Source organism: Halopenitus malekzadehii (genome assembly GCF_900108505.1).
Lineage (GTDB): Archaea > Halobacteriota > Halobacteria > Halobacteriales > Haloferacaceae > Halopenitus > Halopenitus malekzadehii.
This window is the reverse complement of record NZ_FNWU01000002.1, coordinates 310,606-326,058: the sequence shown is the minus strand read 5'-3', so window position 1 is coordinate 326,058 and position 15,453 is coordinate 310,606. Positions and strand designations below refer to the sequence as shown.

At 67.8% G+C, this 15,453-nt stretch carries 20 protein-coding genes and 2 tRNA genes; 1 reads left to right on the top strand and 21 read right to left on the bottom strand.

What is annotated here, in order from left to right:
• Positions 1–5 precede the first annotated feature (5 nt).
• From BLW38_RS06995 to BLW38_RS06975, 5 genes are all read right to left on the bottom strand, one after another.
• A complete protein-coding gene (locus BLW38_RS06995) occupies positions 6–1,325 on the bottom strand; it encodes an ABC transporter substrate-binding protein (RefSeq protein ID WP_092816333.1) in 1,320 nt (439 codons plus the stop codon).
• 149 nt (positions 1,326–1,474) lie between these two features.
• Positions 1,475–2,044, bottom strand: coding sequence for a CBS domain-containing protein (locus tag BLW38_RS06990; protein WP_092816331.1), 570 nt, complete (start codon positions 2,042–2,044; stop codon positions 1,475–1,477).
• A 103-nt stretch (positions 2,045–2,147) separates the two neighbouring features.
• A complete protein-coding gene (locus BLW38_RS06985; protein WP_092816329.1) occupies positions 2,148–2,465 on the bottom strand; it encodes a DUF5785 family protein in 318 nt (105 codons plus the stop codon).
• Between the two features lie 99 nt (positions 2,466–2,564).
• Positions 2,565–2,900 (bottom strand): hypothetical protein, encoded by a 336-nt coding sequence (locus tag BLW38_RS06980; RefSeq protein WP_092816327.1) that lies wholly within the window; start codon positions 2,898–2,900, stop codon positions 2,565–2,567.
• A gap of 2 nt (positions 2,901–2,902) precedes the next feature.
• Positions 2,903–3,946 (bottom strand): Mrp/NBP35 family ATP-binding protein, encoded by a 1,044-nt coding sequence (locus tag BLW38_RS06975; RefSeq protein WP_092816325.1) that lies wholly within the window; start codon positions 3,944–3,946, stop codon positions 2,903–2,905.
• A 177-nt stretch (positions 3,947–4,123) separates the two neighbouring features.
• Between BLW38_RS06975 and BLW38_RS06970 the strand changes: the two genes are divergently transcribed.
• Entirely contained in the window at positions 4,124–5,554 is a 1,431-nt protein-coding gene (locus BLW38_RS06970; protein WP_092816323.1) for a phosphohexomutase domain-containing protein, read from the top strand.
• A 24-nt stretch (positions 5,555–5,578) separates the two neighbouring features.
• On the opposite strand, the gene BLW38_RS06965 is transcribed toward BLW38_RS06970, so the two are convergent.
• From BLW38_RS06965 to BLW38_RS06890, 16 genes are all read right to left on the bottom strand, one after another.
• Positions 5,579–6,340, bottom strand: coding sequence for an isopentenyl phosphate kinase (locus tag BLW38_RS06965; RefSeq protein WP_092816321.1), 762 nt, complete (start codon positions 6,338–6,340; stop codon positions 5,579–5,581).
• Entirely contained in the window at positions 6,340–7,356 is a 1,017-nt protein-coding gene (gene mvk, locus BLW38_RS06960) for a mevalonate kinase (RefSeq protein ID WP_092816319.1), read from the bottom strand. Before mvk ends, BLW38_RS06965 begins: the two co-directional genes overlap by 1 nt.
• 399 nt (positions 7,357–7,755) lie before the next feature.
• The gene (gene rpsB / locus BLW38_RS06955) at positions 7,756–8,559 is read right to left on the bottom strand and encodes a 30S ribosomal protein S2 (RefSeq protein ID WP_092816317.1); all 804 of its coding nucleotides are present in this window, start codon (positions 8,557–8,559) and stop codon (positions 7,756–7,758) included.
• 37 nt (positions 8,560–8,596) lie between these two features.
• Positions 8,597–9,799, bottom strand: a complete 1,203-nt coding sequence (eno, locus tag BLW38_RS06950) for a phosphopyruvate hydratase (RefSeq protein WP_092816315.1) — start codon at positions 9,797–9,799, stop codon at positions 8,597–8,599.
• On the bottom strand, positions 9,799–9,975 hold the full coding sequence (locus BLW38_RS06945; RefSeq protein ID WP_092816313.1) for a DNA-directed RNA polymerase subunit K: 177 nt from the start codon (positions 9,973–9,975) through the stop codon (positions 9,799–9,801). Before BLW38_RS06945 ends, eno begins: the two co-directional genes overlap by 1 nt.
• A 3-nt stretch (positions 9,976–9,978) precedes the next feature.
• The gene (locus tag BLW38_RS06940; RefSeq protein ID WP_039401999.1) at positions 9,979–10,173 is read right to left on the bottom strand and encodes a DNA-directed RNA polymerase subunit N; all 195 of its coding nucleotides are present in this window, start codon (positions 10,171–10,173) and stop codon (positions 9,979–9,981) included.
• Positions 10,174–10,185: 12 nt separating this feature from the next.
• Entirely contained in the window at positions 10,186–10,584 is a 399-nt protein-coding gene (locus BLW38_RS06935) for a 30S ribosomal protein S9 (protein ID WP_092816311.1), read from the bottom strand.
• A complete protein-coding gene (locus tag BLW38_RS06930; protein ID WP_092816309.1) occupies positions 10,578–11,027 on the bottom strand; it encodes a 50S ribosomal protein L13 in 450 nt (149 codons plus the stop codon). The genes BLW38_RS06935 and BLW38_RS06930 overlap by 7 nt, the downstream gene beginning before the upstream one ends.
• Entirely contained in the window at positions 11,024–11,377 is a 354-nt protein-coding gene (locus BLW38_RS06925) for a 50S ribosomal protein L18e (protein WP_092816307.1), read from the bottom strand. The genes BLW38_RS06930 and BLW38_RS06925 overlap by 4 nt, the downstream gene beginning before the upstream one ends.
• A 77-nt stretch (positions 11,378–11,454) precedes the next feature.
• Positions 11,455–11,539 (bottom strand) — tRNA-Leu (locus BLW38_RS06920).
• Positions 11,540–11,733: 194 nt separating this feature from the next.
• On the bottom strand, positions 11,734–12,486 hold the full coding sequence (locus BLW38_RS06915) for a DNA-directed RNA polymerase subunit D (protein WP_092816305.1): 753 nt from the start codon (positions 12,484–12,486) through the stop codon (positions 11,734–11,736).
• 1 nt (position 12,487) lies between these two features.
• Complete coding sequence (locus BLW38_RS06910) at positions 12,488–12,877, bottom strand: 30S ribosomal protein S11 (protein WP_021074203.1); 390 nt, start codon at positions 12,875–12,877, stop codon at positions 12,488–12,490.
• A 6-nt stretch (positions 12,878–12,883) separates the two neighbouring features.
• On the bottom strand, positions 12,884–13,411 hold the full coding sequence (locus BLW38_RS06905; protein WP_092816303.1) for a 30S ribosomal protein S4: 528 nt from the start codon (positions 13,409–13,411) through the stop codon (positions 12,884–12,886).
• The gene (locus BLW38_RS06900) at positions 13,408–13,944 is read right to left on the bottom strand and encodes a 30S ribosomal protein S13 (RefSeq protein WP_092816301.1); all 537 of its coding nucleotides are present in this window, start codon (positions 13,942–13,944) and stop codon (positions 13,408–13,410) included. Before BLW38_RS06900 ends, BLW38_RS06905 begins: the two co-directional genes overlap by 4 nt.
• Positions 13,945–14,003: 59 nt before the next feature.
• A tRNA-Ser gene (locus BLW38_RS06895) sits at positions 14,004–14,089 on the bottom strand.
• Between the two features lie 190 nt (positions 14,090–14,279).
• Entirely contained in the window at positions 14,280–15,344 is a 1,065-nt protein-coding gene (locus BLW38_RS06890) for a S1C family serine protease (protein WP_092816299.1), read from the bottom strand.
• Positions 15,345–15,453: the final 109 nt, after the last annotated feature.

The following is a 15,453-nucleotide window of genomic DNA, read 5'->3' as shown; positions in this document are numbered from 1 at the left end:
CCGCCCTACTCGACATCGATCGTCTCGACGTTCACGACGTCCCCGTCCTGGTACCGGAAGACGTTGTACGAGACCGCCTGCATGTCGCCGTTATCGTCGAAGTTCACCTGTGAGGACGCGCCCTGGTAGTTGATCGCCTCGCCGGCGGCAGCCATCTCGACGCCCTCCGCGAGGTTCTCCGGCGTCACCTCCGTGCCGTCGGGGTTGGCGACCGCTCGGAGGGAGTCACGGACGTCGGTTCCGGTCGGGTCGTCCGTGTCGGACGCGGCGCTCGCGAGGATGATCACGGCGGCGGCGTCGTAGGCGTGAGCGTTGAACACGCCGGGTTCGAGGTCGTACTGGTCCTGGTACAGCTCGGTGAACCGATCGTTGCCGGGACCGGTGGATCCCGGAGAGGTCCCCCAGACGTTGTTCATCGGATTGCCGACCTCCTCGGGGAGCGTCGAGTCGTTGAGCCCGTCGGTGACGAGGATCGGAACGTCGTAATCGCTCGCGTACTCGTTGTAGAAGTCGCGGAACAGCGTGATCCCCGACTGCGGGAACCCGACGATCATCAACACGTCCGGGTTGTCGTTGAGCGCCTCGCTGATCTGTGAGGAGTAGGACGCCTGTTCGGGCTCGAAGGAGACGCGGTTGACCGCCTGCCCGTCGTTGTCCTGGAAGGCGGAGACGAACTCGTCCTCGAGCGCCTGTCCGTAGTTGTCGTTGAGATAGAGCGTGCCGACCGTCGACGCCTCGAACCGATCGACGGCGAGATCCGCGAGCACCGGTCCCTGCAGCGCGTCGGATGGACACGTTCGAAAGACGTAGTCGTCGTCCTCGAGGTCGGTCACCGCCGGTGCGGTGGAGGCCGGCGAGATCCCGACGATCTGGTTCGGAATGTAGATCTGCTGTGCGACCTGGAGGTTGACGTTGGATGCTGCAGGTCCCACGACGGCGGGGATGCCCGCATTGACGAGGCTGTTCGCCTCCGAGATCCCCGTCTGCGGGTTCGTTTGCGTGTCGCCCGTGTCAGTGTCGACGGTGAATCCGGTTTCACCTTCGAGCTGATGGGCGGGCAACAGTGCGCCGTCACGGATCGGACCGCCGAGGCTCCCGAGATCGCCGGTTTCGGGCATTAGAACCCCGTAGTCAATCGTCGGGACCGCGCCGTCTCCGTTGCCGCCGTCGTTTCCGTTGCCACCGCCGTTCCCGTCACCGTTTCCGTTCCCGCCGCCATTGCCGTTGCCGCCGCCGTTTCCGTTCCCGGAACAGCCCGCGATGGAAACGATGCTGAGGCCGGCCGCGCCGGAGAGCACGTCACGTCGTCGAATTGTACGCGTCATATCGGTTCGGTACAACAACGCACTAGGTAATAAATATCCGGTACAATGCGAAACACGCGTGGTCCGTGGCGATCCGGGATTTTCGATTCTCTTCGAGTCGTCGATCGGACGATCGGTCGTTCCCATCCGGATCGGGTCCCGCCGGCCAACTAGACTTCCTGGCAGTCAGCACACACCAGCTGGCCGTTGTGGGTCTCAAGAGTCGCAGCCAGGGAACCACAGACCTCACAGATGCTCTGGGTTGGTTCCTCGGCGGTCGCTCGCTCGGCGGCCGGCTCCGAAGCGCTCGTCCGCCGAGCCCCGTTCGTACCCGCCCCGGCGCTCGCCTCCTCGAGCCGCTGTGCTGGCCGCGCAGCGAGGACGTCGTGTTCGGTGAGGAGCCCGACCGCACGCTCCCCGTCGGTCACGATCAGCCGGCTCGTGCCTTCGGCGACCAATCGCTCCTCGGCGACGTCGATCGGCTCGCCGGCGTCGATCGTCGGCGTCGACCGGCTCATCGCGTCTCCGACGGTCGTCGTCGCCGGTTCGGAGCCGTCGATCACCGCTGCAAGCGCATCGCGAAGGGACAGACACCCGACGGGCTCCTCGCCACGAACGACCACGAGACAGTCGGCCGACTCGGAGACCAGCAGTGTTGCGGCCTCGTCCAGCGTGTCCGATTCGCTGACGCCCGGAAACTCCCGGTGCATCAGATCACGTGTACTGGTATCACTGTTCATACCACTAGATCGGACGGGAAGGTGTAAAACCTGTCTCCAGTACAGTTATGCCGTGTCGCGTTCTAGTTTCTCGGTCGATGATCGAACCGGCTGTTGACGGCCGTTATGCCCGGGACCTGACGAACTGATCGGAACCCTCGTAGAACCAGTATCCCGCCTCGCGCATCGCCCGGCCGAGTTCCTGGTGGAACTCGATGAAGTCCGCGAACTCCTCCTGATCGACGTGATCGAAGATCTCCTCGACGGAGACGACGGTCTCGTAGTCGATCCGAACCGGGTGGTCGCCGTACTGTTCGACGTACTCGGCGGCGGACAGCGGGAAGTCCTCCTCCTCGTCGATCTTCTTCGCGAGGACCGCGTGGCCGTACTTCCGCTTGCCCTCGCTCCCCTCCTCGCCGTCGGGGTCGTGTGGCCAGTCCATACCCCGGTTTCGCGATCGGGTGGCATAGTCGTTACGTTCCGCTCGATGCGGTGATCCGGAACTCGTCGGGCCGAATTCGTCCGGCTCGAGTCCGCAGGGTCAGCGGTCCAGGCCGCCCCGAGCTTTGACGCGCATAATCTGCCTGACGTTCCGATAGATCGCCTCCGGCGAGGTGTCCTCGGCTGGGTCGTACAGGTCCGAGACCCGATAGAGGATCGCCGCGACCTGCTGGCTCTCCGAGCTCTCCCCGCGGACGTCCTCCGCGATCGCTCGGAGTGCCCGCCGGGTTTCGGCGTCGCCGTCGAGGATCACGCCGGATCCAGCCATCCCGGCGGCGTCGATCCCTCGATCCCCGTCCCCCGTTTCCCGGTCTTTGTCGTCCCCCGTTTCCCGGTCTTTGTCGTCCCCCGTTTCCCGGTCTTCGTCGTCAGTCATCCTCAGGGCTGGTCGCTTGCCCGCCGACGGCGGACGATGCCGGCGTTGTTCGCGACGGCCTCGCTGATGGCCGCGAACGCGTCGGCCGTCTCCCCCTCGTCCAACACGATCGGTTCCCCGCCGTCGCCGCCGGTTCGAACGGCCGGGTCGAGGGGAACGCCGCCGAGGAACGGCAGGTCGTGTTCGGCGGCGAGCCGTTCGCCGCCACCCTCGCCGAAGACGTCGTGGACGCTCCCGCAGTCCGGACACCGGAACCCGGCCATGTTCTCCGCCACGCCGAGCACGTTCGTGTCGTGTTTCCCGAACATTCGAAGGCCCTTGACCGCGTCATCGAGCGCCACCTCCTCCGGCGTCGTCACGATCACCGCGCCGGTCAACGGTAGCGTTTGAAGGATCGTCAGCTGCGTGTCGCCGGTCCCCGGTGGCAGGTCCAGCACGAGGTAGTCGAGTTCGCCCCAGTCGACGTCCTCGACGAGCTGGGTGATGATCTTGTGGACCATCGGCCCGCGCCAGATGACGGGGTCGTCCTCGCCGGTGAGAAAGTCCATACTCATCACGCGCATCCCGTACTGTTCGGGGGGCACGATCGTCTCGCCGTCGGTCCGCGGCGGCGTTTCGGCGCCGACCATCCGCGGCACGTTCGGCCCGTAGACGTCGGCGTCGAAGAGGCCAACGCTTGCACCCCTATCCGAGAGGCCGGCCGCGATGTTGACCGCCATCGTCGACTTCCCGACGCCGCCCTTGCCGGAGGCGACCGCGATGACGTTTTTTACCTTTGGAAGGACCTGCTCGTCCGGCGTGACCGCGGTCGGGATCCGCGCCGATAGCTCCGGCTCGAGGCCGGCATCCGACAGCGTCGATCGAACCTCCTCGGCGATCGCCGTCTCGGTCGACGAGTAGGGTGCGCCGAGGGCAAGCGAGACGCTGACGGTCGTACCGTCCTCCCGCACCGTCACGTCGTTCACGAGCCCGAGGGAGACGATGTCACCGTCCAGGTCGGGGTCGGTCACCGACCGAAGGAGATCGCGTACGCCGGATTCGTCCATACCCCAGGGAAGGCGTGTCGGGCGAATAAGGGTTGTGTCACGTGAGGATCCGGCCCGCGGGCGGGCCCGTCCATCAGCCACCGCCCGCCACGGTTGCCGTCGCCCGCCACGGTTGCCGCCGTCGCCGCCGACGGACGTGACCCGATCGCTTTTAGGCCGTCTCCGCCACCCGACGGTATGTTCGGAACGAGCGGCGTTCGCGGTCCGGTCGGGGAGGAGATCACGGCAGCCCTCGCGGTTTCGATCGGCCGTGCGCTCGGGATGGAAACCGACGCCGTCGTCGTGGGTCGCGACGTCCGCGATTCCGGGCGGGCGTTCGTCGACGCGCTCGCTGCGGGACTGGTCGAATCGGGGACCGACGTCCTTGACGTCGGCGTCGCCGCGACGCCGACGATCGCCCGAGCGGTTTCCGGCGCCGGCGCGGATGCCGGCGTCGTCGTCACTGCCTCGCACAATCCGCCCGCGGACAACGGTTTCAAACTCTGGACGCCCTCCGGTCAGGCGTTCGACGCCGACGATCAGGACCGGATCGCCGACCGCGTTCGGTCCGACGCCTTCGAGCCGGCCGACCCGAACGACCACGGTCGGCGTCACGGGTTCGGCGACGTCTTCGAGCGCTCCGCGACCGCCAGCCACCGGGCTGCGATCGTGGCAGCCGGGCGGCGAGCGCTGGCTGCGTCCGCTGACCGCGGGGCGGAAGCGGGTGATGACCAGCGGTCGGCCGCCCCGCTTTCGGGAACTCGCGTCGTCGTCGACCTGGGAAACGGGGCCGGGCGAGTCACCGCCGACGCCCTCGTCGAACTCGGCGCGGCCGTCGAGACGCTCAACGGCCAGCGGGACGGTCGGTTCCCGGGTCGGCCCAGCGAGCCGACCGCCGAGACGTGCGCGTCGCTTCGAACGCACGTGGCTGAAACCGACGCCGACCTCGGGATCGCTCACGACGGCGACGCCGACCGAATGATGGCGGTCGCGGACGACGGGCGGTTCCTCGAGGGTGACACGCTGCTTGCGCTGCTCGCGCGCGCCGCCGTGGCCGATGCGGGTACCGGCGCCGAGGGCATCGATCATCCCACCGTCGCCGCGCCGCTCAACACGAGCCTCGCGGTCGACGACGCGCTCGCCGACGTCGGTGCCGAACTCGTCAGAACCCGCGTCGGGGACGTCGCCGTCGCCGAACGTGCCGCAACGGACGGAGTTGTCTTCGGTGGTGAGCCCTCCGGCGCCTGGATCTTCCCGTCCGAGACGCTGTGTCCGGACGGCCCGCTCGCGGCGGTTCGGATCGCGTCGCTTGCCGCCGAACGCTCCCTCGCCGAACGGGTCGCGGAGCTCCCCTCGTACCCGATCCGGCGCGGAAACCGCGAGGTTACCGGAAAGACGGCCGTGATGACGGCCGTTGAGGCGCTGGCGGCCGAGGAGTTCCCGCCCGACGCCCGGAGCACTCTCGACGGCGTCCGCATCGAGACCGACGACGGCTGGATGCTCGTTCGCGCCTCCGGCACGCAGCCGCTGATCCGGCTGACCGCTCAGGCGCGGACCGATGCGGACGCCGACGCCCTGTATGACCGCGCGACGAGGTTGCTCGAGCAAGCGATCGACGCGACCGAGTGACCGCGACACGGAGAGCGGCCGTCCCTACCCGATCCGCGTCCCGGGCGAGTCGCCTCGCAGAAATCCCTCGAGGTCGTCCGGGCCGAAGATGAACGCCGGCGATCCGAGCCCGAGCAGCTCCTCGACCTTCGCCGCCATCCCGCCCGAGACGTCCGTCGACTCGCTCGCGCCGAGCAGGTCGGCGACGTCTTCGAAGGCGTCGATCCGGGGAACCACGTCACCGTCGCCGTCGAGGACGCCGGGAACCGTCGAACAGAGGCCGACCCGGTCCGCATCGATGTCGGCAGCCAGCTCGACGACCAGTTCGTCGCCCGAGATCACCGTCACGCCCTCGCTCGCGGTGGCGACCCCGTCACCGTGTAACACCGGAACAAACCCCTCCGCAAGCAGCGTCGCGGCGGGCTCCGACGGCAGCGTCAGCTCCCCGTCCGGCCCGCCCGTCCGTGCGCCGACCGATAGCGGGTGGACTGGAAGCGCCGGAACGTTCCGTTCGTGCAGCCGGTCGAGGACGAACCGGTTGAGCGTCGTCATCGCGCCGTGAACGTCCATCACGGCGTCGACGTTATGGGTCCCCGCGGTCGTGGTCATCCCGTGTGCGCTGGCGTGATGGTGGCCGAAGCTCCCGCCACCGTGAACGACGACGAGTCGGTCGATGGCGTCGTCCGCCAGCACCCCGGCGATCGCGTCGCAGGCAGCATCGAGCGCGGGCGCATCGAGCGTCTCGGACCGATCCTTCTCGGTGATCACGCTGCCGCCGAGCTTGCAGACGACCGTCTCACCCGTCATCACGGCGCCTCCACGCGAACGCCCTCGGTCGCCAGTTCGGCCCGGAACGCGTCGGCACATCCCTGTGTGAACGACAGCGCCGTCTCCGTCTCCGGCGTCGGGTCCAGCGCCACGATGCACCCGCCCCCGCCGGCCCCCGTCAGCTTCGCGCCGTGGGCGCCGGCGTCGCGTGCCGCCCAGACCATCGAATCGAGCGAGCGCGCGGAGACGCCGAGCGCCGACAGCAGCCCGTGGTTGAAGTTCATCAGGTCGCCGAGCTCCGCGAGGAGCTCGGACTCGGGCTCCGCGTCGGGATCCGCGGTCTCCAGGATCCGTTCGCCCTCGCGGACGATGTCGCCGATCGACGTCACCGTGTCGGCGGCGAAGTCGTACTCCGCCTTGAGCTCTCTGACGCCCGCCACGAGCGCGCCGGTGTCGCCGGCGCCGCCGTCGAAGCCGACGACGAACGGGAGGTTCGGCGTCTTGATCCGTTCACAGTCGTCGCCCTCGACGCGCACCGCGCCGCCCATCGCCGAACAGAACGTGTCCGCCCGCGACGCCTGCCCGTCCTGGACGTCGTACTCCGCGCGGTAGGCTCGATCGGCAAGTTCCCGCGGCGATAACGGTTCTCCGAGCGCGCGCGTGGCCGCGTCGATCCCCGCGACGACGACCGCGGCCGAGGATCCAAGCCCCGCCCCGAGGGGAATGTCGCTCTCGACGGCGATGTCGAAGCCCGCGTCCGGTTCCCCGGCCGCCTCGCGTGCCTGTGAGACGGCGGCATCGATGTATCCCATCGCCGCATCGAGCAGCGATCGCTCGACGTCCACGTCGGGGTGGTCGCCGACGGCGCCGTCGTACTCCACGGTGAAGCCGTCGAGCGAGAGGTCCTCGGCCTCGACGCGAACGTGGTCGTCGCTGCGCGGCTCGGCGGTCACGCGGGCGCGGCGCTCGATCGCACACGGCACCGCCGGTTCCCCGTAGACCACGGCGTGCTCGCCGAAGAGGTACACCTTCCCCGGTGCGCTACAGACGGTCATACTCCACCTCACTGGTTCAGCGATAACAGGCGTTGCGCTTGTGGGCGCATATCGGATCCGCCCACCGAGCCGATCGCGGAACGACGATGCCGTGTGATCGCGAGTCAACGGGCTGGTTCTTATATACCCGCCACCCGGAGAACGGGTGAGGTGACGGTCCGACCCGTTCGGGCGGTCACCGGGGGAACTGGGGAATGGACGCAACGCGTCCGACACGTCGACGATCCCGTCCGCCGCTCACCGTGGCTTGCGGTCGGCGACGTCGACGGCACCGATGTCGCGGACGGTGATCCCGGGCGGACGGGCGTCGCCGTCCCATCGTTCTGCCGACGCAGCCGCTCATCGGTCGAGACACGTGTCGACGGTGACGAACGGAACCGAAAGGAAATCTTCGGACAGCTACAGGTCCGCCTCGAAGTCCTCGAGGGCGTAGACCGTGTCGGCGCCGCGGCGGTCGAGCGTCTCGTTGGCGAGCAGCCAGTAGACGACCGAGAGCGCGCGGCGACCCTTGTTGTTCGTCGGGATGGCCAGGTCGACGTTCGACAGCTGGTTGTTGGAGTCACACATCGCGATCACGGGGATCCCGACGGTGATGGCCTCCTTGACGGCCTGGGCGTCGCCGATCGGGTCCGTGACGACCAGGACGTCCGGCTCGATGTAGCCGGCGTAATCGGGGTTCGTCAGCGTCCCCGGGATGAAGCGGCCGGTCCGGGCGCGGGCGCCGATCGCGTCGGCGAACTTCTCGGCCGGGAAGCGGCCGTACTGTCGCGAGGAGGTGACGAGCACCTGCTCGGGGGCGTACCCCGACAGGAAGTCGGCGGCCACGCGGATGCGCTCGTCCGTCTTCGAGACGTCGAGCACGTAGAGGCCGTCGTCGCGGACGCGGTGGATGAACCGCTCCATATCCTTCGTCTTCTGTTGGGTCCCGATGTGGACCCCGGCGCCGAGATACTCCTCGACCGGGATGAGCAGGTCGGCGTCCTCGTCGGGCATCACGTCGTCGTCGAAGCGGGGCTCCTCGTCCGCCTCGGCGTCGGCATCGGCTGCTTCCGCGTCGGCCGCTTCCGCGGCGTCCGCCGCGTCGTCTGGCTGTTCGGCTGTCGTGTCGGCCGCGTCCTCGAGGTCGGCGTCGTCCGCCGCGGCGTCGTCCGCCGTGGCGTCCGTGTCCGCGTCGAGTTCGACCGTGTCGTTGTCCTCAGTCATGAGTGGGTGGTGGGTGTCGTTGGATGTCGGTTCGGCATCACACCGCGTCCTCGGCGATGCGGATCAGTTCGTTGAGCTTCGCCGTCCGCTCGCCGCCGACAGTCCCCGTCTTGATGTACGGGGCGTCGGTGGCGACGGCCAGGTGGGCGATCGTCGTGTCCTCGGTCTCGCCGGAGCGGTGAGAGATGACGGGGTCGTAGCCGTTTCGGACCGCCAGCTCGACGGCGTCGACGGCGTCGGAGAGCGTCCCGATCTGGTTCGGCTTGATCAGGATGCTGTTTCCGGCGCCCGTCTCGATCCCCGTTCGGAGTCGGTCGACGTTCGTGACGAACAGGTCGTCCCCGCAGATCAGCGTCCGGTCGCCCACTCGGTCGGTGAGTTCGGCGAACCGGTCGTAGTCGTCCTCGTCGAGGGGGTCCTCGACGTACGCGAGGTCGTACTCCGTGACGAGTTCGGCGACGTACGCGACCTGGTCGTCCGGCGATCGGGTCCGGTCGCCGTAGACGTATGCCTCGGCGTCGGCATCGTACAGTTCCGCGCCGGCCATATCGAGGCCGAACCGGACCGTGAAGCCGACGTCCTCTTCGACGCGCTCCGTCGCCGTCGCCATCACCTCGAAGGCTTCGGCGTCGTCTATTGACGGCGCCCAGGCGCCCTCGTCACCCTTCGCCGCGGGAACGCCCCGATCGGCGAGGATCTCCGCGACCGCGTCGTGGACCGCCGCGTTCGCGAAGACCGCCTCCGAGACGCTCGGCGCGCCGGTCGGGGCGGCGAGGAACTCCTGAATGTGGGTCGCGTCGGCGGCGTGTTCGCCGCCACCGATCACGTTCCCGAGCGGGATCGGGAAGTTCTCGCCGCGGAACGCACCGCCGAGGTGCTGGTACAGCGGCGCACCGATGACGTCCGCGGCCGCCTTGGCAGCGGCCATCGAGATCGCGACCGCCGAGTTGGCCCCGATCGCGGAGAAGTCCTCGGTCCCGTCGGCCGCACGCAGCGCGGCGTCGACCGCGCGCTGATCGCCCGCGTAGGCGCCCTCGAGTCGGGGCACCGCGTGTTCACGGGCGGCGGCGATCGCCTCCGCCGGCGGCCGCTCGACCGCCTCGTACTCGCCGGTCGAGGCGCCCGAGGGTGCCGCAGCACGTCCGAACCCGCCGGATTCGGTCAGCACGTCGGCCTCGACCGTCGGGTTCCCCCGGGAGTCGAGCACGCGACGCAGCGAGACGGACGTGATGCGGGTCACTACGCCTCCTCCCGCCGGACCGTGAACGGGAGCACGCCGGCGTCGTACTCCTCGGCGGCGACGAGAATCGGCTGCGTCTCGTCGGTGTCGATCAGCACTGGCGCGCCGTAGGATACCTGTAGCGCCCGTGCACCGAGGATACGCGCCTTCTCGTAGCGGTTGTGGTTCGTTGACATATGTTACTGGTACGGCGAGACGACGTCGACGAGATCGGTGTGACTGACCATCATCCGCCGGCAGCAGTGGCGGTCGACACCGAGGTCGTCGAGGACCTCGCCGGGGTCCTCATCGCCCTCACGGGCGCGCGCTTTGAACTCGTCCCAGTGTTCACCGACGACGTTGCCGCACGTGAAACACCGGACAGGGATCATCATGGATGGATCACCTCAGCGGTAGGACTTCTGGTACCGGGCGCGTGCACCGGGTCCGCCCCATTTTTTGGGTTCGGACTGTCGGACGTCGTTGACGAGCAGCGTCCGGTCGAAGTTCATGTAGGCGTCGCGAAGCTCCGCGTCACCGAGGTGTTGCACCAGCCCGCGGGCGATCGCCGTTCGCGTGGCGTCCGCCTGGCCGCTGAACCCGCCACCGTCGACAGTGACGTCGATGTCGACCTGGTCGCGGAGGTCCTCGCCGGCGATGCGGAACGGTTCGAGCATCTTGAGGCGGGCCTGTTCCGGGTCGACCAGCTCGACCGGCTGGGAGTTGATTCGTACGCGACCCTCACCATCGCGCACGGTTGCGCGGGCGACGGCCGTCTTCTTCTTGCCAGATGTGTTGGTTACCATGTGACGTTAGCACCCAGACTCTCGGAGACGTCCCCGAGCGTCGTGAACTTGATGTTCGACAGGCGGTCAAGCGAGGTTCCATCGAGAACGGTCGCCTCGTGGTCGTCGTCGCGCTCGTAGGGGTTGCCGACGTACACGCGGACGTTCTCGAAGGCCTCGCGGCCGTTTTTCTTCTTGTACGGAACCATCCCTCGGATCGTTCGCTTGAAGATCCGGTCGGGACGCTTCGGGTAGTAGGGCCCGCTGTCGGAGCCGAGGTTCGCACGCGTGTGGTAGGTGTCCATCGTGTCCTCCTCGTTGCCGGTGATCACCGCGTGTTCAGCGTTGACCACGGCGACGCGCTCGCCGTCGAGCGCGCGCTGGGCAACGATGGATGAGACGCGACCGAGGATGCAGTCGCGGGCGTCAACGACGACGTCCGCGTCGAACTCGGCGAGACTCATCGGATCACCCGAACGTTCGATCCGGCGGGGTTCTCTTCGACGAACTGTGCAAGCGACACCGCATCGCCGGCCTGGTCGATCTTTCGTCGGGCCGTTCCCGAGAAGTCGACGGCGGCGACGGTGACGTTCTTTTCGAGCACACCGCTGCCCAGCACCTTGCCGGGGACGACGACCGTCTCGTCTTCCTGGGCGTAGCGCTCGATGCGCCCCAGGTTGACCTCAGCGTGCGTGCGCCGTGGCTTTTCGAGCCGATCCGCGACGTCCTGCCAGACCGCGGCGTCGGCGTCGCGGGATGCCGACTTGAGGTCGGCGATGAGGTTCTGTAGTTGTGGATTCGTCTTGCTACTCATTGGTCTCCTCCGAAATGAAGGTCTCAAAGATGTCGGTGGTGGCGACCGGTCGCGTCGCCGGGTCGCGAGAAGTGGAGTGCAGGGAGCAGGATTTGAACCTGCGGACCTCTACAGGACAGCGCCCTGAACGCTGCGCCGTTGGCCTGACTTGGCTATCCCTGCGTGCACTCCACGGTACTTCGGCGCCCTTCAAACCACTTTCGGTCCGTCCGGACGAGATCGTCGACCGCGTCGATCGGTCCGTCGGGGCCGCCCCGTCGCGTTTGCCGGCGATTTCGGCGTCGCTCGCGGGCCGCCCCTGATGGACGGTCGCGAGCGAGCGCGTCGGAGTGGTGGGATGAAGGGACATTGGCTATTCAGACGGCGATGGTGGTTCGCAGCTCGTCCGCACGGTCCTCGATCGTGTCGATCGCCCGCAGGATCAGCTCCTCGACGTCGACGGAGCCGTCGGTCTCGATGTGGAAGACGAAGGCGCCGGAAACGTCCTCGACGGTGAGGTCCTTTCCGGGATACCGCTCCGTGAGGTCGTGGTCGAAGGTCTCGGATGGAACGATCTCTCCGTCCCCCGTCTCGATGACGCCCCGCAGGATCCGCGTCTCCTCCTCGTCGAACTCGCCGATGTCGCCGTCGACGGTGACGCGCTGGAGGTGTCGATAGCCGACGGAGACGCCGCCCTGGTGTTTGGCGTGCTCCTTGCCGGTGTCAAGCACCGCGTCCGCCTCGAGTTCGATCCGTTGCCCCTCCTTCAGCTCGATGATGGGGATGTTCTCGTCGGCGGGTTCCACGAGCGGCTCCGCGGACGCGAGGTCGCCGGAGTAGGCGGTTCCGGGCCCCTCGACGTCGAGCGCGAGCGTCACCTCGTCGCCGATCTCGAAGTCGTCGATCGGCGTCGTAAGTGGGACGAGCCCGAGCCGGAGCCCGAGCATCTCATCGAACATCACCGAGGAGTTCTCGACGAACCGAACGGTGTCGATCGAGAACGTCGGGACGTCGGCGATCATCGCCCGGCGGATGCCGTTGGCGAACGCCGGCGACAGCCCGCGGATCAGTACCCGCGCGCTCCGGTCGTCGCGTTCGATGTACTGCACGTCGTAGTCGACCTCGCTCATGTTAGATCCGTTTGTTCTTCGGCGCCTTCGTTCCGTCGTGCGGGATCGGGGTAACGTCCTCGATCCGGCCGATCTCCACGCCGGCGCGCGCGAGCGCTCGGATCGTCGCCTGGGCACCGGGGCCCGTCGACTTGTTGAGGTTGCCGCCGGGGCCGCGCACGCGAACGTGCACGCCCTCGAGGCCGGCCGCCTTGACTTCCTCGGCGACGACCTCGGCCATCTGCATGGCGGCGTACGGCGACGCCTCGTCGCGGTTCTGTTTCACCACGGTCCCGCCGGATGACTTCGCGATCGTCTCCGCGCCGGTCTCGTCGGTGACCGTGATGAGCGTGTTGTTGAACGATGCGTAAACGTGGGCAATTCCCCACTTTCCGTCTTCTGAGTCGCTCATGGATGGTTACTCCTGTGCGTCCGCGCGTTCCGGGTGTAGTTCGTCGGCGAGCGGACTCGTCTCGTCGAAGGTGACCGTCCCTTCCTCGGCCGTATCGACCTTCTTGGACGGGCGCGTAACGCGTGCGCCGTCGACGGTGACGTGTCCGTGAACGATGAACTGCCGCGCCTGCTTCGTCGACGACGCCAGTCCCTTGCGGTAGGCGACCGTCTGGAGACGACGCTCGAGCAGGTCGGTGACGTCGAGCGACAGCACCGACGAGATGTCGTCGTTCTCGCCGAGGATGCCGAGCCGACGGAGCCGCGCGAGGAACTCCGATCCGGCCTCCTGGGCGGCTTCGACGTCGCCCTGTGCCTCGCCGAGCAGTCGTCGCGCCTCACGGCGCATGTTTCGGAGCTCCGACTGTGCGCGCCAGAACTCCTCTTTGTTCTTGAGGCCGTACCGCGAGACGAGGTCCGCCTCCTCGGCGATCCGATCGCCCTGGTACGGGTGGTTGGGCGTCTCGTAGGACTTGGTGTTCTTGCCGGTCGTCATTCTTCCTCACCGGCCTCTTCGGCCGCTGCCTCTTCCTCAGCCATGTCCTCGCGGATCTCCTCGACGTTAACGCCGATGGTGCCCTCGGTTCGTCCCGTGGACTTGGTTCGCTGTCCGCGGACCTTCTGTCCGCGCTTGTGTCGGACTCCCTTGTAGGAGTCGATCATCTTCATGCGGTTGATGTCGTGTCGTCGCTGCTCCGAGAGGTCCGTCCCGATCTTGTGGTCGGTCTCACCGGTGAAGAAGTCCTTCTTCCGGTTGACCATCCACTCCGGGACGTGGTCCTCGAAGTTCTCGACGACGTCGACGACGGCGTCGATGTCGTCGTCGTCGAGCAATCCGAACGTGGCCGTGCGGTCCACGTCGGCCGTCTCTGCGACGAGTCGCGCCGTGCGCGTGCCGATTCCGTTGAGGTCTGTCAGGCTCCGCTCGACCGACTTCGTCCCGTCGAGGTCCGCGCCCCCGATCCGGACGAAGTACTGGAGGTCTTCGTCCTCCTCCGCCGAGCCGTCCTGTGGTTCTTCTGCACTCATTGGTGTCTGGAGTGTCGGTGCGGACGATGGACGTCCATCGTCCGCCGGTTCGATTCGAGCGTTGCGGCGGGGATTCGAACCCCGGAGGCGTGACCGCCACAGAGTTAGCAACCCTGCGCCTTGGGCCAGACTTGGCTACCGCAACCCGCGTGTATCGTCGCCCTTCCGGACTCGGGGCGCCGCGCCCCTGCAGTACGTGCGTGTTGAGGAACCCGTCATCGATACTTAAACGTCACGGATGTGTACTGACGGTGTTTTGCGATCGCATACCGGGTCGGACGCCTTCGGCGGGGCCCGGATGAACGTCTCGGTCGGGCCTCCTGCGGACCCCTCGATCAGGCCGGGGGATCGGGTCGCGTCCCGAGCTCGAGCTGGACGGTCCGTTCGGACCCCTCCCGCCGGATCCGGACGTCGAGGACGTCTCCTGGGGCCGTCTCGAGCGCGAGGTACCGCGACAGCGCGCTTTGGGTGTCGATCGACGTCTCCTCGAGGCCGACGATGACGTCGCCGCCGGTCGGAACCGGCGTCCCGTCGACGATCGTCTCGTCCGTCGATCCCTGGAGTACCTCATCTGCGGGTCCACCGGGCTCGGTCGCCGTGACGTAGACCCCACGGGCCGCGGGAAGGCCGTTCGCCTCGGCGAGCAACGGTCCGACGTCCCGGATCGCGACGCCCATATGCGAGTGGTCGTACCGGCCGTTCTCGATCAGCGACGGGACGACGCGGCCGGTCAACGGGGCGGAGACGCCGAACCCGACGTTGTCGCTTCCGGACGCGCGGGCGGTCGCGACCGCGACGACGTCGCCGTCGAGCGTCAGTATGGGGCCGCCGCTGTTTCCGGGGTTCAACGCGGCGTCGGTCTGTATCGCGTCCGCGATCGTGTAGTTCCCCGCCGCGGGAATGCTCCGGTTGCGCCCGCTGATGATCCCCTGGCTCGCGCTCCCCGAGAAGCCGAGCGGCGATCCGACGACGAGCACCTCGGTGCCGATCGGCGGCACGGTCTCCCGGAGCGGCAACGGCTCCGAGCCGATGTCCGCACCCGGATCTAAGACCGCGAGATCGCTGTAGGGGTCGGTTCCGACGACCGCGACCTCGACCCACTCGCCGTCGGCGTACTGGATCCGGACCGCATCGGGATCGGACCCGACGACGTGCTGGTTCGTCACGACGTAGGAGTCATCGTCGAGTCCCGTTCGGTATCGAAACCCGGACCCCTGTCCGGTTCGGCCGTCCGCCGTCGTCTGGACGCGCGCCACCGAGGGTGCGACGTCCTCGTAGAGCATCGCGAACCGCCGCTCACCGACCGGATCGTTGCGTGCCGGAGCCACACAGCCCGCCGTCGAACCGGCCGCGACGCCGCCGCCGAGCAGCCCGAGGAACTCCCGTCGCGTTCGTTGCATACGTCGGGATCGATCGGCGGCCCGTTAAGTCCCCGGAAGCCGGGTAGATCGATCGAATCCCTCGCCTCGGTTGCCGGGGTCCGTCCCGACCGCCGGAGTCGACGGGTCT